The following is a 21,366-nucleotide window of genomic DNA, read 5'->3' as shown; positions in this document are numbered from 1 at the left end:
ACATGTTGAAAGAGGAACTACCATGCTTGGGTTGTTAGCAAAGCACAAAAGCGCATTTAGTTGGCGCTACAAGGGATTGCCTGTCTTGCTGCTAGCCGTATTAAGCATGAGTGGGTGTGCCAGTTCAGGGGCAAATATTGGCGAACAAGCCCATCCTGAAGATCCTTGGGAAGGGTTTAACCGCCGCGTGTTTGCGTTTAATGACGTGTTAGACCGCTATACGTTAAAGCCAATAGCTAAAGGTTATCAGACGGTTACTCCCGATCCTGTGCAAACTGGGGTAGGTAATTTTTTCTCCAACCTCAGCGACGTGCGTACCGCGTTAAACAGTTTGCTCCAAGGCAAGCCCGCTAATGCGGGGCTTGCCACTTCACGCTTTTTAATCAACTCGACCGTTGGTATAGGCGGGCTGTTAGATTACGCTACGTTGATGGAAATCAATGCCGATAAGGAAGATTTTGGTCAAACACTGGCGGTGTGGGGGTGGGATGAGTCGCGTTATTTGGTATTACCGTTGCTCGGTCCTGGAACATTAAGAGACACCACTGGGTTACCCTTTGATATTGCTGCCCATCCTATTACTTATATGGATGACCATACACTTAGGGCTGGTTTGACGGCACTGGATATTATTCATATTCGCGCAGGGCTACTTGATCAAGAAGCGTTAATTAGTGGCGACCGTTACCGCTTTATTCGTGATGCCTACTTACAACGCCGTCAGTTTGAAATTAATGATGGTGAGCTTGGGGATGACCCATTTGCCATGGACGATTTTGAATTCGACGATACCGACTTTGGTGACGACGATTTCGCCGATTGAGGCTTAATATGGATCATTCCAAGCAGTTGATCGCGGTGATCGATGAGCCGGGGCAAGAGCGTGACGCGCTAGCAGAAGCGATTACGTGTGATGGCTTATGGGTATTTGCAGCGGAAAATATTGACAATTTGCCCGCTGACACCGCGCTTATCGTGGCTCATGCAAGAGCAGTGCCGCGCCAGCAGTGGTCGCAGCTAACCCATCGTTTGCCTACCTTAGTCGTCAGTGATTCTCGTCAGGACGCGGACTTAATCAAAGCCGTTGACGTTGGTTTGGTTGACTATATTGTCCACCCGCTGCGCCACGCAGAATTGTTGCGCCGGATGATTCGCAAAGCCATTGAGCTGCACACATTGGCTCAGGAGCGAGATCGAGACCGAGAGCGGCTGGCTGAATTAAACGAAAGCCTTGAAACGCACTTGGCCTTGCTGAGGATGGATCAACAGAGCGGTGGGCATATTCAGCGACGTTTACTGCCTGTTCATCCCAAAATAATCAACGGTGTGTACTACGATTACTGGTTTGCCCCATCGCTATATTTGTCAGGAGATTTCCTTGACTATCAGCGCTATAACGATCGCTATAGCGCGTTCTACTTTGCCGATGTATCGGGTCATGGTGCGTCATCTGCGTTTGTTACCGTGTTGCTCAAGTATCTGTGTAACCGGTGGCTTAATGAGTGGGATGGTCAATCGCCAGAACGGTTGGCACCCAACTGGTTGGCGGCATTAAACCGAGAATTGCAGGATACTGATATTGGCAAACACGCGACCTTGTTTGTTGGTGTTATTGACCACGAGGCGCGAACACTTCACTATTCGCTCGGTGCACAGCTTCCTATGCCATTGCTAGTGTCTGGTGGTAAGCTAGTGCGTCTGGCAGGTGAAGGAATGCCAGTAGGTCTTTTTCCAGATGTAGAGTATCCTTCGCTCAGCTGTACTTTACCGGCCGATTTTCATTTATGGCTGTGTTCAGACGGTGTATTGGAATGCTTGCCGGGTAAGACGCTCGACACGCGGCTCAAGGAACTTGAGCAATTAGTAAGCGAAAGTGTCACGCTTGAGCAGTTGCGCGACCGGCTAGCCAACACCAACTCCCTCCTTATAGAAGGCGATGCGGATAATGAGGCGAACCAAGACCGCGATGCTTTACCCGACGACCTGACAATCATGATGGTGAGCGGATTTGGTCATGCTGATTGAAGAAGGCCGCATTAAAGCGGCGTTCGACTCCGGTGTTTTTGTTTTAAAATTATGTGGTGACGTGCGCTTAACGCTGTGCGCCACGCTTGATACCCAAGCGCAGCGCCTTGCTGAAACGCCTGGGCTAATGGCAGTGATGATCGACCTGCGCGAAGCAACGAATGTTGATTCGACAGCGTTGGGCTTTCTTGCCAAAGTTGCTATGGCGGTGAAAGGGCGTTTAGAGCATCCACCCACTATCATTGCTGATAATCCAGATGTACGAAAAATGCTGGATGTGATGGGGTTTGCGCGCTTTTTTACGTTGATGGAAGCGCCTTTGCAGCAAGCGTCGAAACTAACAACGGCGCTAGAAGAGTTGCCTGCTGAGCCTGCTGACGAGGAGGGCCTGCGCGAACGTATTTTAGAGGCTCATCGAATTCTGATGCATATGAACGAGCATAACCGCGAGCAGTTTCAACCGCTGGTGGAAATGCTCGAAGCGCAAAACTCAACGATTCACTAATGCGCTTCATCAACATGTAAGTTTAAAGAGCAAAGCATCAACTAAAAAAGGCCCCCTAAGAAAAAATCCTAGAGGGCCTTTTTGATTTTGTTGCCGGTTATTTTTATGTCAATAGGGCAGCGTAGTTAGCAATCGAATTAGTCGCTGCGAAGCTTACTGAGCAGTTCTTCGAGCTTGCGTTGGTCGGCCATAAACTTGCGAATACCTTCTGCCAGTTTGTCCGTCGCCATCTCATCTTCATTCATCGCCCAGCGGAAATCTGCCTGCGATAACGCTTCACTCGGTGCGCTGCTAGCCGCCTGAGGAATGAGCTGTTGCGGCAACTCGCCTTTTAGTTCGTCTAACTCGTTTAGTAGTGCGGGGGATATCGTCAAACGATCACAGCCGGCGAGTGCCTGAATCTCACCCACGTTTCTGAAGCTTGCGCCCATAACGATGGTGGGGTAGCCATGGCCTTTGTAGTAGTCGTAAATGCGCTTAACAGACCGCACGCCTGGATCATTGGCGCCACTAAAATCCGTGTCAGGATCTTTGGCTTTATGCCAGTCGAGAATACGGCCTACGAACGGTGAAATAAGTGTTGCGCCAGCATCTGCACAGGCCTGCGCCTGGGCGAAGCCAAATAACAGAGTTAAGTTAGTGCGAATACCATCGCGTTCAAGTTGGCGAGCGGCTTGGATACCTTCCCATGTCGACGCCATTTTGATCAAAATACGCTCTGGGCCTACTCCATGCTGGGCGTATCGCTCAATCAATGAGTGCGCTTTGGCAATGGTGGCATCACGGTCAAACGATAGTCGGGCACTGACTTCAGTCGAAACGTAGCCAGGTACCAGTTCACTGATTTCGCTACCAATATCGACAGCCACGCGATCTACCGCGTCTTCAAGGTCGGTGCTTTCTTTGGCAATGCTGGCAAGTCGTGCGCGTCGGTCTTCTTGCTGGGCAGCTTGCAAGATAAGCGAGGGGTTGGTTGTGGCATCTTGCGGTTGAAAGCGGCGGATAGCCTCAAGGTCGCCGGTGTCAGCGACAACCGTGGTCATCTCTTTTAATTGAGTTAGTAGGCTAGTGGCCATGCATCGTTCCTTGTTGTCGTTGAGCTAGTTGTCGTTGAGCTAGTTGTCGTTGTGACAGTTGTCATTTGGCTACTTTAGCAAGGGCATTGCGCGACGAACAGTGACCGACAAATGAATTGAAATCGATTATGATTAGCGGCCTATCAATTCAGCGGCATTCTCCGCTGTCTAATGCCTACTTCAAGGATGTTTATGGAACTTAATCCTCGTCGGGTGGCGCTGTTGGTGGCGGCCAATACAGCGCTTGCGCCGTTTGCAATTGATGCTTATTTACCGGCCATGGGGATACTGGCAGAAAACATCAACGCGAGTATTCACCATACTGAACTCTCTATCAGTATGTTTTTATTTGGGTTCGCAATAGGTCAGCTGTGCTTTGGGCCGCTATCGGACAGGGTGGGGCGTAAGCCTGTTTTGCTCAGTGGCTTGGTGGTGTTTATGCTCGCGAGCTTAATGATCACCACCGTCGATAGTTTGACCTCTTTGCTGGTGTGGCGATTTATTCAAGCACTGGGCGGCGGCGCTTGTGTGGTGAACTCAGCGGCGATTGTGCGCGACTGTTTCAGCGGACGTGAAGCCGCTAAAGTCATGTCAACGATGGCTATGATCATGATGCTTGCGCCATTGGTGGCACCTGCCGTGGGTAGTGTCTTGCTGCACATTGCGGGTTGGTGGCTGATATTTGTATTTTTGGCCGCTTACGCAGGGTTTTTGCTTTGGCTGCTAGGTACGCGTTTACCCGAAACACGAGATACTAACTTACCCGCAGCTTCGCCCCGCCAAGTTATACGCAATTACGCCAGTGTGCTACGTCATAAAGAGGGGATGGGCTACATTTGCGCTGTCGCAGCTTCATTCGCTGGGCTGTTTGCTTTTGTAACCGCCTCTCCATTTTTATACCTAGACTACTTCTCGCTATCGCCTAGCGTTTACCCAATGGTATTTGGCGTCAATGTGCTCGTGATTGCGCTGTCTAATCGCGTCAATATTCATTTGCTGCGTAAGCGCTCGCCACAACAGAATTTACGATTGGGGTTAACGATTCAGTTAATTGCAGCGTTGGGGCTGGTTATCGCGACAGCGCTTAATCTGGCGTCGCTATATGTTGTGGTTCCCTTGATCATGCTGTTTACCGGCATGATTGGTTTGATCACGCCTAATGCCATTTCTGCGTTATTGGATCATTTTGGACATATCAGTGCCACGGCAACTGCATTGTTGGGTGGCATCCAGTTTAGTTGTGGGGCAATTGCTGGGGTGCTGGTGGGCTTGTTCCAGGTAGAGCACCTGTGGCCAATGGTGCTCACTATGCTAGGGGCCGCGCTACTAGGTAATATTGGCGTCCGAAAGCTGACAAGAAAGCCCGCGTTCGGTGACTCGTATTGATGGTTGGTATTGATGATTCGTACTGATGACTCGTGCTAATGATGTGTTCCAACTCGAAAGGCTAGGATGATCGGTTTAGATGAATAGCCTACTGGCGTGGGTTAACATGCCACTTGGCGTATGGCTAGCCTGTTCAGCTGTATTGATGCTGGGTGCTTTCGTACAGCGTGCGACAGGTTTCGGTTTGGCGGTGGTAGGGGCGCCGCTACTATTGATGCTAGAGCCGCGCTTGGTGCCGGTTGTTCTCGTACTGTTTGGATTCACTGTTTCGTTGCTGATGGTGCGCCACTACTGGCAAGAAATACGCATGGATGCTATTGGCATTGCATTGATTGGACGCTTGCCGGGGAATGCGCTGGGCATTTGGTTATTGTTAACTGCTCCGTTAGTGGTGCTCGAAAAACTGATCGCCGCTATCGTGTTGTTTGCTGTGATAGTAACGCTGTTTCGTTTTCATCCCCCCGTGAACCGTGTGACGCTGTTCCTGGCAGGCGTGCTGTCAGGAATCTTCGGCACGGTGGCTGCCATCGGTGGCCCTCCCATCGTTTTGCTAATGCATGGTTTTCCACCGGATCGCCTGCGCGGCAATTTAGCCGCTTTCTTTATTTTGACGTCTCTTTTAACGCTCACCACATTAGCGTTCGCAGGCCAAGTGTCCGCTTGGCATTTTAAATTGGCATTGACGTTTCTACCTGCCGTGTTGATCGGTAATGGGCTGGCAGACGCGGTTGCCCACCGGTTGGATAGGCGGTTACTGCAAGGCGCCTCGCTTGGGTTATGTACGTTGGCTGCGTTGGGGCTGTTAATTTAGTACTAGTGTTATGCGGTACCTCGGATTAAAAATTTTTGTGATGTCACGTCGTGTCACAAAGTTGTCATCGAAGCGGTGCAAAGTACGTCTTGCGAAGGCCAAAACCTTACATCGACAGGAGTATTTCGCATGAACCGTATTCTAAAAACGACCGTGATAGCGGCTGCCGTAATGAGCGTTGCCGGTGTTGCCCAGGCTCGTGACCAGATCCGCATCGTAGGTTCCAGTACCGTTTATCCGTTTGCCAGCTACGTTACTGAAGAGTTCGGTGCGACTACCGGTAACCCTACACCTGTGATTGAGTCGACAGGTTCGGGTGGCGGTTTGCGCTTGTTCTGTAATGGTGTAGGTGAAGGCACGCCCGATATCACCAATGCTTCACGTCGTATGAAGCCATCTGAATTTGAGCGCTGTGAAGAGAACGGCGTTACCGATATCACCGAAGCTAAAATCGGTTCTGACGGTATCGTTCTTGGACAATCAGTTGAAAACGACGCAGCAGACTTTACCCTAGAACATATTTTCCTAGCAGTTGCCGCTCAGGTCCCCGTTGATGGTGAGCTGGTTGATAACCCTTACACCAACTGGAGTGAAATCGACGATTCTCTACCGGATCGTGAGATCTCTATCTATGGGCCGCCCACGACCTCTGGAACCCGCGATGCTTTTGAAGAGCTGGTAATGGAAGTTGTCTCTGAAGAGATGGGTGCCTACGGTGACGAAGGTTATACCGAAATCCGCTCAGACGGCGTTTATATCGATGCAGGCGAAAACGATAACTTGATCGTTCAGCGTTTGTCTGAAGATACTAAAGCGTTCGGTATCTTTGGATACTCTTTCTTGACTGAAAACCCGGATACTATCCAGGGCGCGTCTATCAATAGCGTTGAACCAGAAGTTGAAGCTATTAGTTCTGGCGAATACCCGGTTGCTCGCTCACTGTGGTTCTACCTCAAGAACCAGCACGCTGACGAAGTGCCACCAATGTATGACTATGCCAACATGTTTATGGAAGAGCTTATGATTGGTAATGATGGCTATCTAGTTGACATCGGACTAATCCCGCTGCCCGAAGCTGAGCGTGAGCAAGCTCGTCAGCGCGTTGCTGATCGTGCCCAGTTAACTGTTGAAGACCTGAAGTAAGTTAGAACGCTTAATATAAGAGGCCGGTAGCACAAGCTACCGGCCTTTTAGTTTGAGTTGGCTTTAACTTGGCGTTTGTCACATTGCTGTCATGTTTTTACTCCAAAGTGGTCGCCAACACGATTTCATTAGGTGATGCGAGAGAAATTCGATGCAAACTAACCAGCTACTTCTACTCTTTTGCACTGTGCTCTTGCTGCTTGGGCTAGTGGCCTTCTTTATTGGCCGCGCAAAGGCTTCCCGTGTACGCGCGTCAGGTACTGCGATGTATGCGCAGCCAGATCAGTATGCATGGTTTGCTGTCCTCTCAACGGCAGGACCAGCAGTGTTAGTGGGTGCGGTCGGCTCTTTGCTTTTATTACTGCTAGGCGCTGATATTCCCCCGTTGTATTTGTTTGCCGCTAGTCTTGTGGTGGCCGCCGCCGGTCTCGCCGTAGGTGTTGCTCAGGTAAAACCTCAGTTCCACGCGCGCCAAGCCATTGAACGCGTTATCCGGTGGATTCTAGCTGGCGCGGCTCTAATCTCGATTTTCACAACCTTCGGAATACTGTTCTCAATTATTTCAGAAGCTTTACGCTTTTTTCAGATGCATAGCTTCTGGGAGTTCATTACCGGCACAACATGGAATCCAGGTGCGAGCTTTTTAGCATCGGCAGGACGTGGTGACGGCAGTGGTGCAGAGTTTGGTTCAGTGCCGCTATTTGCGGGCACCTTTATGATCACCGCTATTGCGATGTTGGTGGCAGTGCCGGTCGGACTGCTCTCTGCTATTTATATGTCGGAATATGCGCCTGCTAGGGTTCGAACTGTCGCTAAGCCTGTACTTGAAGTGTTAGCGGGCATTCCAACCGTGGTGTATGGCTTCTTTGCTGCCATTACCGTTGCCCCAATTATAGTAAACATTGCGGGGTTCTTTGGTTTAGATGCCTCTTATAACAATGCCGTCGCACCCGGTGTAGTGATGGGAATTATGATTATCCCGTTTATCTCATCACTTTCTGACGACGTCATTAACTCTGTACCAGACAGTATGCGCCAAGGTTCGCTCGCATTGGGTATGACCAAAGGTGAAACCATCCGTGATGTTGTGATACCTGCTGCCTTACCAGGAATTATCTCCGCGTCATTGCTTGGTATGTCACGAGCGCTGGGCGAAACGATGATTGTGGTGATGGCCGCGGGTATGCGACCGAATCTGACAGCTAATCCATTAGAGGACATGACGACGGTGACTGTGCGCATTGTGGCGGCTCTCACTGGTGATCAGGAATTTGAAAGTGCCGAAACGCTCTCAGCGTTTGCCCTGGGCTTGGTGCTGTTCGCGGTGACACTGACGCTCAACCTAGTGTCAGTCTTAATGATTCGCCGCTTCCGTGAAAAATACCGCGTAAATAACCTGTAACGCCGAGGAACTGATTCGATGAGCCATACTTTTGACGAGATCAGCCAGCAGCTTAAGCGGCGTCACCGTAAGTCGGCACGCCTGAAGTGGGTATCCATGGGGGCGCTGGGTTTAGCAGGTCTGTTTTTGGTGCTGTTCTTTGCTGATATGTTGAGTAAAGGGTTGCCCGCTTTTCAGCAGGCGTATATCAATACGGAAATTCGTTATTCAGAAGAAGCTAGCCGCGATGGCCGCCAAGCATTTGATGAAGATTTGATACCGCTGATTAGCCGCACTGTGGTGCGAGTTATCCCGCTTCAACTGCGTAATAACCCTGAGTTGATCGGCACGTCAGAACAGCGCTGGATGTTGGCAAATAGTGAAGTGGACCAATACCTAAAAGGGCATCGAAACCGCCTTAGTGATCAAGAAAAGGCGGAAATTGACGAACGCGTAGCAGCAGGTCAAGTCGATTTACGCTTTAATAAAACGTTCTTCGGCTCTGGTGATTCAAAAATTGCCGAGAATGCTGGTATTTTATCGGCTGTTGTTGGCACGGTGATGACGATGATCGTCACCCTGTTGATTGCGTTTCCCATCGGCGTAATGACCGCGATTTATTTAGAAGAATTTGCGCCAGATAACCGCTTTACCCAAGCGATTGAAATCAATATCAATAACCTAGCCGCAATACCTTCGATTTTATTCGGTTTGTTGGGCTTGGCGATTTTTATCAACTTCTTTGGAGTGCCACGTTCTTCGCCTCTCGCAGGTGGTATGACCTTGGCGCTAATGACACTGCCGGTGATTATTATTTCTACGCGTACGGCGCTGCGCAGCGTGCCGGATTCTATTCGTCATGCGGCGTTTGGGGTAGGGTGTTCACGTTGGCAGGTAGTTCGTGACCATGTTCTTCCCTTGGCGATGCCTGGCATCATGACCGGTTCCATCATCGGTTTGGCACAGGCGATGGGTGAAACAGCTCCTCTGATTATTGTTGGTATGGTGGCATTTATCCCTGATGTGGGGGCCTCATTTACTAATGCTGCAACGGTAATGCCAGCTCAAATATTTACCTGGTCAGGTGAGCCAGAGCAGGCGTTTGTGGAAAAAACCGCCGGCGGTATTTTAGTGCTGCTCACCATACTTATCTCACTCAACGCCTTTGCCGTTGTACTACGTAAGAAATTTGAGCGTCGCTGGTAGGCCAGCACGTCATAGAGGACATTACTATGAACAGCCATGCACCTGTAATGAACCAGCAGAACCTGCCCGACGTGGGGCAGCCTTATACGCGTAATGAAAAGGCTTGCCATGATTTAAGTATCCGCGTTCGCGATTTGAACCTGTGGTACGGCAAAACCCAAGCGTTAAAAGGACTGAATATTGATCTGTTTCAGAAGAATGTGACCGCGCTGATTGGCCCTTCGGGGTGCGGTAAATCGACCTTTTTGCGCTGCCTTAACCGCATGAATGACCTGATTCCTAGCGTTCACACCGAGGGGCTGGTCGAAATGGATGGGCAGGACGTCAATGCTTCTAAGATGGATGAAGTGGCGCTGCGACGTCGCGTTGGCATGGTCTTTCAGAAGCCGAACCCTTTTCCTAAGTCGATCTACGAAAACATTGCCTACGCACCGCGTATGCATGACCTAGTAAGTCGCAAGGCAGATCAGGACGAGCTTGTTGAGAAAGCACTGCGTGATGCAGGCCTGTGGAACGAAGTGAAAGATAAACTTCAGGAGCCAGGTACCTCATTATCCGGTGGCCAGCAGCAGCGTCTGTGTATTGCCCGGGCGATAGCCGTTCAGCCGGACGTTATTTTAATGGATGAACCTACCTCTGCATTGGATCCGATCTCTACAGCAACGATCGAAGATCTGATGGATAAACTGAAAGAGCAGTTCACCATTGTTACCGTGACGCATAATATGCAGCAAGCCGCACGAGTAGCCGACTACACGGCATTTTTCCACTTAGGAGAAATCATCGAGTACAACGATACCAAAGTGATGTTCTCAACCCCTGCACAGAAAAAAACCGAAGACTATATCTCCGGTCGTTACGGTTAACCAAGCACTGCCTGCAGACTAGTTTTTAGCTAATCTGCAGGCAGTTTTTTTAGCCTTTAATATATGTTTTTCCGTATATTAGGGCTAGGTTTTTTGTACTGTTTATCTAGAAGGAGACCCCATGGGATTACGTATCGGTATTAACGGATTTGGTCGTATTGGTCGTCTGGCACTGCGCAGCCTGTGGGCTGAAGTGGAAGCAGGGGTAGTAGAGCTTGTGCGTATTAACGACCCCGGCGGCGATGCAGCAACGTTTGCCCATCTGCTTGAATTTGATTCGGTACACGGCCACTGGTCTCCTGGCAAAGGGGTTGCCGCTTCCGATGATGCGATTGTTTTAGATGGTAAAACGGTTGCGTTTAGCGCCAATAAAGCGATTGCCGACAGTGACTGGTCTGCCTGTGACGTGGTCATCGAGTGCTCGGGTAAAATGAAAGAAACCGCCAAGCTCCAGGCGTACCTTGATCAAGGCGTTGCGCGCGTAGTGGTGAGTGCACCGATTAAAGAAGAGGGCGTGCTGAACGTTGTGGTAGGTGTTAATGATCATCTTTATAACCCCGCTCAGCATCGAATCGTGACTGCCGCTAGCTGCACGACCAACTGTTTGGCACCGGTGGTTAAAGTGATTCAGGAAACCTTTGGTATTCGCCATGGTTCGATGACCACGGTACACGACATTACCAACACTCAAACGATTCTGGATGCGCCGCATAAAGACCTGCGTCGTGCCCGTGCCTGCGGTATGAGCTTGATTCCGACAACAACAGGCTCTGCAAAAGCAATTACTGCCATCTTTCCCGCATTGGAAGGCAAGTTGAATGGTCATGCCATTCGCGTACCGCTGGCCAACGCATCGCTCACCGATATGGTGTTTGAGCTTGAGCGCGCGGTCACGGCGGAAGAAGTTAATCTGGCGCTGAAGGCGGCCGCGGAGGGAGAGCTTGCCGGTATTTTGGGTTATGAAGAGCGCCCGCTGGTATCGATTGATTACCGCACCGACCCGCGCAGCTCCATTATCGATGCGCTTTCTACCATGGTGGTCAACGGCACCCAGCTTAAGCTTTACGCCTGGTATGACAACGAGTGGGGCTACGCTAACCGCACGGCTGAGTTGGCTCTGATGGTAGGTGGTGAGCAGATAGCTAGTGAGCAGGTGGCTCGTGGCTGATTCGCTGAAGATGTTCGCGCGCGTAAAGGCGCTACCTTTCGAGGTGCGTCAATACATGCTGATCACTGGCAACTACTGGGCGTTTACCATTACCGACGGCGCGCTGCGCATGCTGGTGGTGATGTATTTCCATCAGCTAGGTTACTCGCCGCTGCAAATTGCCATGCTGTTTCTGTTCTATGAAGCGTTTGGCGTAGTGACCAACTTGGTAGGTGGCTGGCTTGGTGCGCGGTTAGGCTTGAACCGCACGATGAATGTGGGGTTGGGGCTGCAAATTGTTGCGCTTGCCATGCTGATGGTGCCCGCAGGGATGCTCACGGTTGTTTGGGTGATGGCGGCGCAGGCGCTGTCTGGCATCGCCAAAGACTTAAATAAAATGAGTGCTAAAAGTGCGGTCAAAGTACTGGTGCCTAAAGACAGTGCCAACGCCAATAGCTCTCTCTACCGCTGGGTAGCGATGCTGACTGGCTCTAAAAATGCATTGAAAGGTCTAGGCTTTTTTATCGGTGGGGTGTTGCTAACGCTGATTGGTTTCCGTGGCGCGGTGATTGCTATGGCGGTGATGCTGAGCGCGGTATTACTGGTCTCTTTATGGCGCTTAAAAGCAGACTTAGGGCGCCAAAAAGTAAAGCCTAAGTTTTTGGAGATTTTCTCCAAGTCTCGTGCCATCAACGTGCTTTCAGCGGCGCGCTTTTGCCTGTTTGCTTCTAGGGATGTCTGGTTTGTCGTGGCGTTGCCGGTGTTTTTATATGACCAGCACGGCTGGACTCATTGGACAGTGGGGGGATTACTGGCAGCATGGATTATTGGCTACGGTGGGGTACAAACCCAGGCACCTAAACTTACCCGATTGATTAAAGGGGATGCCCGCGCGCTAACCGCAGGGTGGGCAGCCGCTTTAGCGGTACTAGCGATTTTGTTGGCGTTACTACCGCTGGCGCAGGTAGGTTGGCTGGTGGTCGGGCTTTTAGCGTTTGGTGTGCTGTTTGCGATTAATTCCAGCTGGCATAGTTACCTGATTGTTCATTATGCCCGTGCCGATGGCGTCTCGATGGATGTTGGCTTCTACTATATGGCCAACGCCATGGGGCGTTTGGTTGGAACGCTGCTGTCAGGCTGGTTGTATATGGCTTACGGGCTGAGCGCCTGTCTTTGGGTATCGGCGGCCTTAGTGGCAGCCAGTTCATTGATGGCACTGGCGTTGCCTAGACAAGCCACATGATTCGCTCGCCCAGGTTTGGTTTAACACTCACATTAGGCAGTGCGCAAACCCTCGCCTGGGCTTCTAGCTATTATCTGCCCGCCATTCTTGCAGTGCCGATGGCGCGTGAATTGGGCATTTCAATCAGCTGGGTCTTTGGCGCGTTCTCAGCAGCCCTGCTGCTTACCGCGATGCTCGGGCCTAGCGTTGGTCGATGGATCGACAGGCAGGGCGGGCGAGGCGTGTTGATGGCTTCGAATGGCGTAATGGCGCTAGCACTTGGCATGATGGCCATGTCTCAGGGCATACCCTCGTTAATGCTCGCCTGGCTGGTGACGGGTATTGGGATGGCGATGGGGCTATACGATGCCGCTTTTGCCACCTTAGGCCGGTTGCTGGGGCGTCAAGCCAGGGCATCGATTACTGGTGTCACGCTGGTCGCTGGATTTGCCAGCACAATTGGTTGGCCGCTTACCGCATGGCTAGAAAATGAATGGGGCTGGCGCGTTGCCTGTGCCAGTTGGGCATTGGCGCATTTATTGATAGGTGCTCCTTTGAATTTCCGTCTGCCTAGAGCGGCCAGCAGTGGCGCCTTTAGTGAGGCTGATCAAAATGCGCCGATGCCTGGCCGCCCCCGCTTAACCATGCTGCTATTAGCTTATGTGTTTGCTGCCGGGTGGTTTGTATCGACGGCGATGGCGGCGCATCTTCCCAGGCTATTACAAGAGGGTGGTGCGTCACTTCCAGTCGCGGTTGCGGCAGCTGCACTTGTGGGGCCTGCCCAGGTAGCGGCTCGCATGGGTGAGTTTATACTACTCAGGCACTGTCATCCTTTGGTGGCGGCACGTGTGGCAACCACGCTCCATCCGTTAGGCGCAGCATTGTTAACGGTAGCCGGTATGCCTGCAGCCGGTTTTGCGTTACTGCATGGCGCGGGCAACGGCATGATGACCATTGCTTCCGGTACATTGCCTCTGGCGTTATTTGGTCCTAAAGGGTTCGGGCAGCGGCAAGGGCTTATTATTGCCCCAGCTCGTGCTTCACAAGCGCTCGCGCCGTTGCTGTTTGGCCTGCTAATTGAGCAAAAAGGTGCCGGTGCGCTGTGGTTGACGGCACTGCTAATGCTGGGAGCGACGCTAGTACTATTGATTGTTCGCGTGCCCCGGTTGCAAGGTTGAGCCATCCACATAAAGATGGCGCAGTTTCCACCAGCCTTCAACGCCAATGCGCAGCCCCTGAGCAGCCAGTTCAGGGGTAATATAAATCGAAATACTATCTTGAGTATGATGTTGATAGTGGTGGGCGTCATCTGGATATCGCGCTTCGGCTACCGCTAGATTGGTCAGCCCTCCGCAGCAGCCGTGGCGGGTGGAAAGACGAACAGTGACGACACCGCCTTGTTGTGTGATGAAGTCCACTGCGTTGCTGTCGACATCAATGACATGACTCATTGTTTACCCCGTACCATGGTTCCGGTATTAGCTCGCTGGAAAGTAGATGGTTTCGCCATCCTCTTTGGTAAAGAGTGCAATGGGCTGCTCAAGCAGTTCCAATACCCGTTCGGATGGACGGCATAGTCGTGCGCCTTTTGGGGTAATGACGATAGGGCGATTGATCAGAATCGGGTGCGCTATCATGGCGTCAATAAGTTGATCATCGTCTAGCGAAGGATCATCCAATTTGAGCTCATCATAGGGCGTGCCCTTTTGGCGTAGCAGTTCTCGCGGTGATATCTTCATCATCGCTAGTAGCGCCACTAAGCTCTCTCGGCTGGGCGGTGTTGCTAAGTAGTGAATCACCTCGGGGTCTTCGCCTGACGCTTTTATCATTGCCAGCGTATTGCGCGAAGTACCGCAGTTAGGGTTGTGGTAGATCGTTACTGACATGGTGAGTTATCTCTCTTCCTTAGGTGGAAGGGTCGGTTTTAGGCGTATTACGCTGAGCAGGCGATTTATTAAACGCAGGTGATAGCGTTGCGGGGTCTTGCTCGGCTTTGTGAGCCTTGGCCGCTTCTGCCCACCACGTTAATTGGCCCAACGTGCGCCCAAAATAGCTTTCCCAGCGTTCTTGCTCCTGGGCAAATTGCCCATCGTCGTTCAGCGCTTCCTGGGCTTTGGGTATATGAACCATGGCGGACACTGGCAGGCAGCCAAGCTCAGATAGAAATGCGCGCATGCTAACGGCGGCGCGTGCGCCTCCCCATTGCCCCATGGAGTAAGTCACGATGGCGCTAGGCTTAAACGCAAACAGTGACGCGCCAAAATGATTCAGCAAATGGCTCAGCGCCGGGCTCATGGCGTGGTTATATTCGGGGCTGACCATCACGTAGCCATCGGCTTGTTCAATTTTGCCAGCAAGGGTTTCAAGATCATCGGGAACCGCTGTTTTTGCGTAGGCAAAGTGCGGTTTAAAAGGGCCGTTAAGGTCTACTAACGTTAGCGGGTCTATAACCTCTGCCGTTGTATCGGGTAGCGAGCTAAGTAGGCGTTTGCACGCCTGGGATACCCGCTCGCCTAAGCGAGCAGGGGCGGGCGGCGTAGAGGTTCGAGTTGAACCGAGAAAAACTAAGTAATGTGCCATCCGAGTATCTCTTTATTATGCGTTTTCAGGAAAATGCTGACGCGTTTTGTTGGCAATGCGTACTAGCGCGAGCATAAGTGGTACTTCAACTAAAACACCAACTACCGTGGCTAGCGCGGCGCCTGACTGTAAGCCAAACAGTGCAATGGCAGCTGCGACCGCCAGTTCAAAAAAATTGCTGGCGCCGATCATTGCGCCAGGAGCAGCGATGTTGTGCGGCACACTCCACGCTTTGGCCCAGCCATAGGCGATAAAGAAGATCAAAAACGTTTGAATAATCAGCGGAATGGCGATTAATACGATATGCAGGGGATTATTCAGAATAACGTCGCCTTGGAAGGCAAATAGTAGTACCAGGGTAACGATTAACCCGATGGGCGTGATGGGACCGACGCGCTTCATAAACACGTTGTCGTACCATTCGGCACCGCGCTTGGCGATCAGTGTTTTACGGGTGATGTAGCCAGCCGCAAGTGGAATCACGATGTACAGCACCACGGATAAAATAACCGTGTCCCATGGCACTTGGATATTTGAGATTCCTAGTAACAGCACCACAAGCGGTGCGAAGGCAAACAGCATGATCAAGTCGTTCAAAGCCACTTGAACAAGGGTGTAAGCCGCGTCGCCTCGGGTCAGGTAGCTCCATACAAATACCATCGCGGTGCAAGGTGCTGCCCCTAGTAGTATGGCACCGGCCAGATATTGGCTGGCCAGTTCCTCAGGAATAAATGGCCGAAAAATCACCATGAAAAACAGCCAGGCCAAAGCGAACATCGTGAAGGGTTTAATCAGCCAGTTGACTGTGGTGGTAATAGTCAGTCCCTTTGGCTGGCGGCGCACTCCTGCAATAGCACTGAAGTCAATCTGCGCCATCATGGGAAAAATCATCGCCCAGATTAATACGGCAATCGGAATGGAGACCTGGGCATACTCAAACCGTGATAACACCTCTGGCACGGCAGGGGCGAACTGCCCAAGTGCAATCCCGGCAACAATGGCAATCGCTACCCATACGGAAAGGTAGCGTTCAAACAGCCCCATGTCGGCGCTGGTGGGTGAAGAGTTGCTCTGGGTCGTCATAAAACCACTCCCTGATCAAATAGCGCGTTGATTGACGCGTTTGGAGACTTCTTCGGCACTCTCTTTACGTTCAGAGTAGCGGTCGGTTAGCAGATCGCTACGCTCACGAACCAGCAGGGTGAATTTCACCAGCTCTTCCATGACATCAACAATGCGGTCATAAAAGGGTGAAGGTTTCATGCGGCCGTTGTCATCGAACTCCATAAAAGCCTTAGGCACCGATGACTGGTTAGGAATCGTCACCATACGCATCCAGCGGCCTAAAATGCGCAGCTGATTCACCGTGTTAAACGACTGGGAGCCACCGCACACTTGCATCACGGCAAGGGTTTTACCTTGGGTGGGACGAACACCACCTAGCGCAAGAGGAATCCAGTCTATTTGTGCTTTCATAATGCCGGTCATCGCACCATGGCGCTCAGGTGAGCACCACACCATGCCATCGGCCCACTGTGCCAGTGCACGCAGCTCATCCACTTTAGGATGGCTCGCATCTTCCGCATCAGGCAGAGGTAAGCCACGGGGATCAAAAATTTTTGTACTAGCCCCCATTGCATTGAGTAGCCGAGCGGCCTCTTCAACTGCCAAACGACTGAACGAACGTTCACGTAGTGAGCCGTAGAGCAGCAGAATTTTGGGCGCAGGCTGATCACTAGGGGGAAGCAGCAGCGTTTCTTGATTGGGTGCTTTAAACAGACGGCTGTCCACGTTAGGTAAATCGTTAAGCAATGCCATGGGCGGTGTCCCTTTTGCATCGAAGGAGAGATTAATGTCACTTATGATATATGTTTTTTCGTATATTTCTACCGGTAACCAGCAGACTGCAATAAAGACGTCATCTTGAGGACGTAGATTGTTGAAATTACACTCATCAAGAGGTCGTTTATTTATGCCAAAGCGCCGCGTGCTGTTTCTTTGTAATGCCAATTCTGCACGGTCTCTGATGGGGGAAGCGCTGCTTCGCCAGATGGCAAGTGATCGCTTTGATGCTTTTAGCGCAGGCTCCGAGCCAGATGAACCTCATGCGTTAACGTTAGAGGCGCTGCACAAACAAGGGCTTTCTACTGAAGGATTGCGTAGTAAGTCATTAGATGAGTTTGAAGACGAGTACTTTGATTTTGTCATTGTGCTATGCGACAAGGCGCAACAGGTTTGCAGAGACTGGCAAGGGCGCGCGCGAGAAGTGCTTTTTTGGGATATTCGTGATCCGCGCTTAATCAGTAAGTTAGATGCATATGAGCAAGCGCTATTAGAGATCCGTCGGCGTCTACAGTTGTGGCTGCCCCTACATGCTGACGACCAGTCACGTGGTTGAGAGCTTTTATGCGCATGATTAATAATTTAAGCGTTAAAGCGAGCTGGGCTCTGGTGTTAGTGACCTTCACCTGTCTTATATTGGCGATTGGTGGGTTAGGGTTGTTTGCTAATCACTTTGGTCGTGAGGCATTTACGTCGCTGCAGCAGCGAGATATGAATCAGGTACGTGAGCTTAACGGAGCCTATACTCAGCTGCTGCGAGCCCGCATACAAATGAACCGGGCTGCAGAGCTAATTCGCACCCCATCTTTTGATCGTCCAGAACCTTTGCTAGAAGAAGCAGGAAGTTTATTGAGTGCGGCTTCAGCCCGGTTTAACGATTTCCACTCGAGTTTTGCGGAGGAAGAGCGACTTGAACTCGTGGATCAGTTAGCGAATGATTTCCGCTCGCTGGTTGATAATAATTTAAGTTTGCAAATGATGATGCTGGAAGAGCGCGATGTTCGAGGCTTCCTTTCTGGCGAGTCCCGCGTGGATGAGAGTAGCCAGCAGTTCGTGAGTACTGTCGAAGCTTTCTACGGTTACTCGGTCTCCCGGGGGGCTGGGCTGCTTGATCGCTTTCAAAAAGTATCATCACTCCTGTTTTGGGGAGTGCTTGGCGTTGTTGTGGTGGCAATGCTGGTCATAGCGTTAGTGGTATGGGGCGTGCGTAACAATGTATTGCAGCCTCTGCGTGCAATAACGCAGCACTTTAAACGCATTGCCAAGGGAGATTTATCAACGCCTGTTGAAGCCCATGCCGCTAATGAAATTGGTCTGTTGTTTAGTGAATTGGCGAACATGCAAAATTCGCTGACGTCGACGGTTAACCATCTTAATAACAGCAGTCAGCAGGTTTACACCGATAGCCAGGTAATGGCAGCTCAAAGCCAACAATTGGCAGGTCAAACGGACTCGCAAGTGTCAGCGCTTGTACAAATGGCGGCAAGTCTTGAGCAGTTAACCGCAACCGTAAATCAGAATGCAGAAAGTGCGGCGCATGTGAGTCACGCAACGACGGGTGTTGCCCATAAAGCGCAGCAAGGCGATCAGGTAATTGCCCAGTTCATTGCGACTATGCAGGCCATTAACGAGCACTCCGAAGAAATACAAAGCATCATTTCAATGATTGAAAGCATTGCCTTCCAAACGAATATTCTTGCTTTGAACGCCTCTGTTGAGGCGGCGCGTGCTGGTGAACACGGGCGTGGCTTTGCGGTGGTAGCCAGCGAAGTGCGAGCGTTAGCAACGCGTAGTGCTGATGCTGCACATGAAATTCGGTCACGTATTGAAGCATCTCGTCAGAGTGTTGAAAAGGGGAGTGAGTTATCTCAGCAAGCGGGTGAGCATACGCGCGATATCATGCAGTCGGCTACTCAGGTAGAGCAGTTGATGGCGAGGATCGCCAGCGCGTCTGAGGAGCAGCGGCGTGGTATTGAGGAAGTGAATAGAGCGGTCACGCAAATTGATGTGACAACCCAAGATACGTTGAGGCTGGTCAATCAAGCGGCACAAAGTGCGGAAGGACTAACTCAAGAAGCTCTGCAAATGCGTGAATATGCTGGCCAATTTCGCATGGCTGAGGATCAGCGTAGCAGTAATCTTGATGATGTCAGCGATGCTGCAGAGACACTCAAGTCGTTGGACTGGCAGACATTAGCGACTTCAGAAGCCTATGGCACTAAGGAGGATGGGCGCGCCTTGGCATGACCAGCATGCCAAGGCGCGGAGGAGTTGATTGTATTAATCGATGAGTTCAACGGCCACGGCGGTGGCTTCGCCACCACCAATGCACAAGCTGGCAATACCACGTTTGCCGCCTTTGGTGCGTAAAGCATGGATAAGCGTTGCAATCACCCGTGAACCTGTTGAGCCAATCGGATGCCCTTGGGCACAAGCACCGCCAAATACATTCACCTTATCGTGAGGTAGCCCTAAGTCATCCATGGCCATTAACGTGACGACCGCGAATGCTTCGTTAATCTCAAAGAGATCAACGTCGTTAACGCCCCAGCCAAGCTTTTTCATCAGCTTTTCAATCGCACCTACCGGCGCAATGGTGAATTCGCTTGGATGGCGGGAGTGGGTGGTATGGCCGAGCATTTTGGCTAGAGGCTTCACGCCATGACGCTTAGCGGCTTCATGGCTGGCCAAAATAAGCGCTGATGCGCCGTCGGAAATTGAGCTGGCGTTGGCAGCCGTAATAGTCCCGTCTTTGGCAAACGCTGGGCGCAGCTGGCGAATTTTATCCAGTTTGGCTTGGAAGGGCTGTTCGTCATGTTCGACCAGCGTTTCACCTTGGCGGGTGGTTACTGTTACCGGTGCCATTTCAGCCGCTAAGTGGCCGTTATTGGTGGCGTCCATGGCACGCTCTAGAGAGGCAATGGCAAAGTCGTCCAAGCGCTCGCGCGTGTAGCCACGCTCTGATGCAACATCCTGAGCGAAAACGCCCATCAATTTGCCGGTTTCGGCATCTTCTAAGCCGTCTAGGAACATGTGGTCTTTCAGCTCGCCATGACCTAAACGGTAGCCGCCACGCGCTTTAGTAAGTACGTGTGGGGCATTAGACATTGACTCCATACCGCCTGCAAGCAGGATTTCGCCAGTCCCTGCTTTGATTAAATCGTGGGCTAGCATGGTGGCTTTCATGCCAGAACCACACAGCTTATTGATGGTGGTAGCACCATTGGCATCGGGAATGCCAGCCTGACGCATGGCCTGGCGGGCTGGCCCTTGTTTCACGCCGGCGGGCAGTACACACCCCATGATGCCTTCTTCAATAACGGATGCTTCGATACCTGCTCGCTCTATGGCAGCGCGGATTGCAACGGCCGCAAGTTCGGGAGCCGTCATGCTGGAAAGACTTCCCATCATGCCGCCCATTGGCGTGCGGGTGGCAGATAAAAATACAACCTCGGTGGCATTACTCATTTGTGCGTCTCCTGACGGATTTATTGTGATTATCTTGCTGTGAGCTTAGTGATGCGTTGACCCGTTGGCGGGGCTGTGGTCTTCTCCTAAGTAACCAAGCAAGCGCTAGTGTAAATGACATGAATGTAATGAATGCTTCCCCTCGCCGCAAGGAATTGACACGTTTAGCGGCTCAGCTATTCGTCCAAGAAGGCTTTGACCGCACCACGGTGCGTATGCTGGCGCAAGAAATGGGTATCAAGTCTGGCAGCTTGTTCCATCACTTCAAAGATAAGCAGGAAATCTTAGCTGCTGTAATAGAGGAGGGCACCCAGAATGCTCTCAGTATTGCTAAAGCAGCACTTCAAGAATGCGATGATGATCCTGAGGCGCGTTTGCATGCTATGGCCCGGGCGCACTTAGAGACGCTTTTTGCTGATCGTAACGCCCATGTGGTCGCGCTATTTGAATGGCGACGGTTAGATCCTGATGCGAGTGCCCATTTAAGTCACCTTCGGGACGCCTACGAAGCACTGTGGGTAGACGTTATCGACGATGCGCTGGCAGCGGAGCTTATTCACGGTGACCGCTTTCTGGTGTCGCGGTTTATTTTGGGTGCGTTGAATTGGACAGTTCGCTGGTACGACCCAAGTGGGCCGCGTACTCCCGATGATCTAGCCGATGAACTTGTTGCGATGATTATGGTTCGTTAATACCCCCGCTCGACCA

General features: G+C 51.4%; 22 protein-coding genes. 15 read left to right on the top strand and 7 right to left on the bottom strand.

What is annotated here, in order from left to right; translation table 11 throughout:
* The first annotated feature begins 22 nt into the window (after window positions 1-22).
* From L1X57_RS18070 to L1X57_RS18060, 3 genes are read left to right on the top strand one after another with little or no spacing between them, the layout of a single operon-like run.
* Complete coding sequence (locus L1X57_RS18070; RefSeq protein WP_009722739.1) at window positions 23-823, top strand: MlaA family lipoprotein; 801 nt, start codon at window positions 23-25, stop codon at window positions 821-823.
* Window positions 824-831: 8 nt separating this feature from the next.
* The gene (locus L1X57_RS18065) at window positions 832-2,025 is read left to right on the top strand and encodes a PP2C family protein-serine/threonine phosphatase (protein ID WP_009722740.1); all 1,194 of its coding nucleotides are present in this window, start codon (window positions 832-834) and stop codon (window positions 2,023-2,025) included.
* Window positions 2,015-2,530, top strand: coding sequence for an STAS domain-containing protein (locus tag L1X57_RS18060; RefSeq protein WP_009722741.1), 516 nt, complete (start codon window positions 2,015-2,017; stop codon window positions 2,528-2,530). The genes L1X57_RS18065 and L1X57_RS18060 overlap by 11 nt, the downstream gene beginning before the upstream one ends.
* 137 nt (window positions 2,531-2,667) lie before the next feature.
* Here L1X57_RS18060 and tal read toward each other — a convergent pair whose 3' ends face one another.
* Entirely contained in the window at window positions 2,668-3,606 is a 939-nt protein-coding gene (tal, locus tag L1X57_RS18055; RefSeq protein WP_009722742.1) for a transaldolase, read from the bottom strand.
* Between the two features lie 192 nt (window positions 3,607-3,798).
* Here tal and L1X57_RS18050 point away from each other — a divergent pair, with 192 nt between their 5' ends.
* The 9 genes from L1X57_RS18050 to L1X57_RS18010 all read left to right on the top strand — a co-directional run bounded on the left by L1X57_RS18050 (window position 3,799) and on the right by L1X57_RS18010 (window position 13,946).
* Window positions 3,799-4,992, top strand: a complete 1,194-nt coding sequence (locus tag L1X57_RS18050) for a Bcr/CflA family multidrug efflux MFS transporter (protein ID WP_009722743.1) — start codon at window positions 3,799-3,801, stop codon at window positions 4,990-4,992.
* 79 nt (window positions 4,993-5,071) lie between these two features.
* Window positions 5,072-5,803, top strand: a complete 732-nt coding sequence (locus L1X57_RS18045) for a sulfite exporter TauE/SafE family protein (RefSeq protein ID WP_009722744.1) — start codon at window positions 5,072-5,074, stop codon at window positions 5,801-5,803.
* A gap of 129 nt (window positions 5,804-5,932) precedes the next feature.
* A complete protein-coding gene (locus L1X57_RS18040; RefSeq protein ID WP_009722745.1) occupies window positions 5,933-6,946 on the top strand; it encodes a substrate-binding domain-containing protein in 1,014 nt (337 codons plus the stop codon).
* Window positions 6,947-7,097: 151 nt separating this feature from the next.
* Window positions 7,098-8,348 carry a phosphate ABC transporter permease subunit PstC gene (pstC, locus tag L1X57_RS18035; RefSeq protein ID WP_009722746.1) on the top strand — a complete coding sequence of 417 codons (1,251 nt, stop codon included), beginning with the start codon at window positions 7,098-7,100 and terminating at the stop codon, window positions 8,346-8,348.
* Between the two features lie 18 nt (window positions 8,349-8,366).
* Window positions 8,367-9,533, top strand: a complete 1,167-nt coding sequence (pstA, locus tag L1X57_RS18030) for a phosphate ABC transporter permease PstA (protein WP_009722747.1) — start codon at window positions 8,367-8,369, stop codon at window positions 9,531-9,533.
* A 26-nt stretch (window positions 9,534-9,559) separates the two neighbouring features.
* On the top strand, window positions 9,560-10,399 hold the full coding sequence (gene pstB / locus L1X57_RS18025) for a phosphate ABC transporter ATP-binding protein PstB (RefSeq protein WP_009722748.1): 840 nt from the start codon (window positions 9,560-9,562) through the stop codon (window positions 10,397-10,399).
* Window positions 10,400-10,520: 121 nt separating this feature from the next.
* Complete coding sequence (locus tag L1X57_RS18020; protein WP_009722749.1) at window positions 10,521-11,567, top strand: ArsJ-associated glyceraldehyde-3-phosphate dehydrogenase; 1,047 nt, start codon at window positions 10,521-10,523, stop codon at window positions 11,565-11,567.
* A gap of 10 nt (window positions 11,568-11,577) precedes the next feature.
* Entirely contained in the window at window positions 11,578-12,789 is a 1,212-nt protein-coding gene (gene arsJ, locus L1X57_RS18015; RefSeq protein ID WP_143759721.1) for an organoarsenical effux MFS transporter ArsJ, read from the top strand.
* On the top strand, window positions 12,786-13,946 hold the full coding sequence (locus tag L1X57_RS18010) for an MFS transporter (RefSeq protein WP_009722751.1): 1,161 nt from the start codon (window positions 12,786-12,788) through the stop codon (window positions 13,944-13,946). Before arsJ ends, L1X57_RS18010 begins: the two co-directional genes overlap by 4 nt.
* Here L1X57_RS18010 and L1X57_RS18005 read toward each other — a convergent pair.
* From L1X57_RS18005 to arsH, 5 genes are read right to left on the bottom strand one after another with little or no spacing between them, the layout of a single operon-like run.
* Entirely contained in the window at window positions 13,911-14,219 is a 309-nt protein-coding gene (locus L1X57_RS18005) for a CC/Se motif family (seleno)protein (protein ID WP_009722752.1), read from the bottom strand. The genes L1X57_RS18010 and L1X57_RS18005 overlap by 36 nt on opposite strands.
* 27 nt (window positions 14,220-14,246) lie before the next feature.
* Entirely contained in the window at window positions 14,247-14,654 is a 408-nt protein-coding gene (gene arsC, locus L1X57_RS18000) for an arsenate reductase (glutaredoxin) (RefSeq protein WP_009722754.1), read from the bottom strand.
* 19 nt (window positions 14,655-14,673) lie between these two features.
* Complete coding sequence (locus L1X57_RS17995) at window positions 14,674-15,348, bottom strand: NADPH-dependent FMN reductase (RefSeq protein ID WP_009722755.1); 675 nt, start codon at window positions 15,346-15,348, stop codon at window positions 14,674-14,676.
* Between the two features lie 15 nt (window positions 15,349-15,363).
* Entirely contained in the window at window positions 15,364-16,431 is a 1,068-nt protein-coding gene (gene arsB / locus L1X57_RS17990) for an ACR3 family arsenite efflux transporter (protein ID WP_009722756.1), read from the bottom strand.
* Window positions 16,432-16,446: 15 nt separating this feature from the next.
* Window positions 16,447-17,166: an arsenical resistance protein ArsH gene (arsH, locus tag L1X57_RS17985; protein ID WP_009722757.1), complete on the bottom strand. Its 720-nt coding sequence runs from the start codon at window positions 17,164-17,166 to the stop codon at window positions 16,447-16,449.
* Window positions 17,167-17,320: 154 nt separating this feature from the next.
* Here arsH and L1X57_RS17980 point away from each other — a divergent pair, with 154 nt between their 5' ends.
* Window positions 17,321-17,746, top strand: coding sequence for an arsenate reductase ArsC (locus L1X57_RS17980; protein WP_009722758.1), 426 nt, complete (start codon window positions 17,321-17,323; stop codon window positions 17,744-17,746).
* Between the two features lie 8 nt (window positions 17,747-17,754).
* Window positions 17,755-19,437 (top strand): methyl-accepting chemotaxis protein, encoded by a 1,683-nt coding sequence (locus tag L1X57_RS17975; RefSeq protein ID WP_234667830.1) that lies wholly within the window; start codon window positions 17,755-17,757, stop codon window positions 19,435-19,437.
* A 33-nt stretch (window positions 19,438-19,470) separates the two neighbouring features.
* On the opposite strand, the gene L1X57_RS17970 is transcribed toward L1X57_RS17975, so the two are convergent.
* A complete protein-coding gene (locus L1X57_RS17970; protein ID WP_083002670.1) occupies window positions 19,471-20,658 on the bottom strand; it encodes an acetyl-CoA C-acyltransferase in 1,188 nt (395 codons plus the stop codon).
* A 128-nt stretch (window positions 20,659-20,786) separates the two neighbouring features.
* On the opposite strand from L1X57_RS17970, the gene L1X57_RS17965 reads away from it, so the two are divergent.
* Entirely contained in the window at window positions 20,787-21,350 is a 564-nt protein-coding gene (locus L1X57_RS17965) for a TetR/AcrR family transcriptional regulator (RefSeq protein ID WP_009722761.1), read from the top strand.
* Window positions 21,351-21,366 lie beyond the last annotated feature (16 nt).

It is taken from the genome of Halomonas sp. TD01 (genome assembly GCF_923868895.1).
GTDB lineage: Bacteria > Pseudomonadota > Gammaproteobacteria > Pseudomonadales > Halomonadaceae > Vreelandella.
The sequence above is the reverse complement of the archived record's forward strand: the minus strand, read 5'-3'. Positions and strand labels throughout refer to the sequence as shown.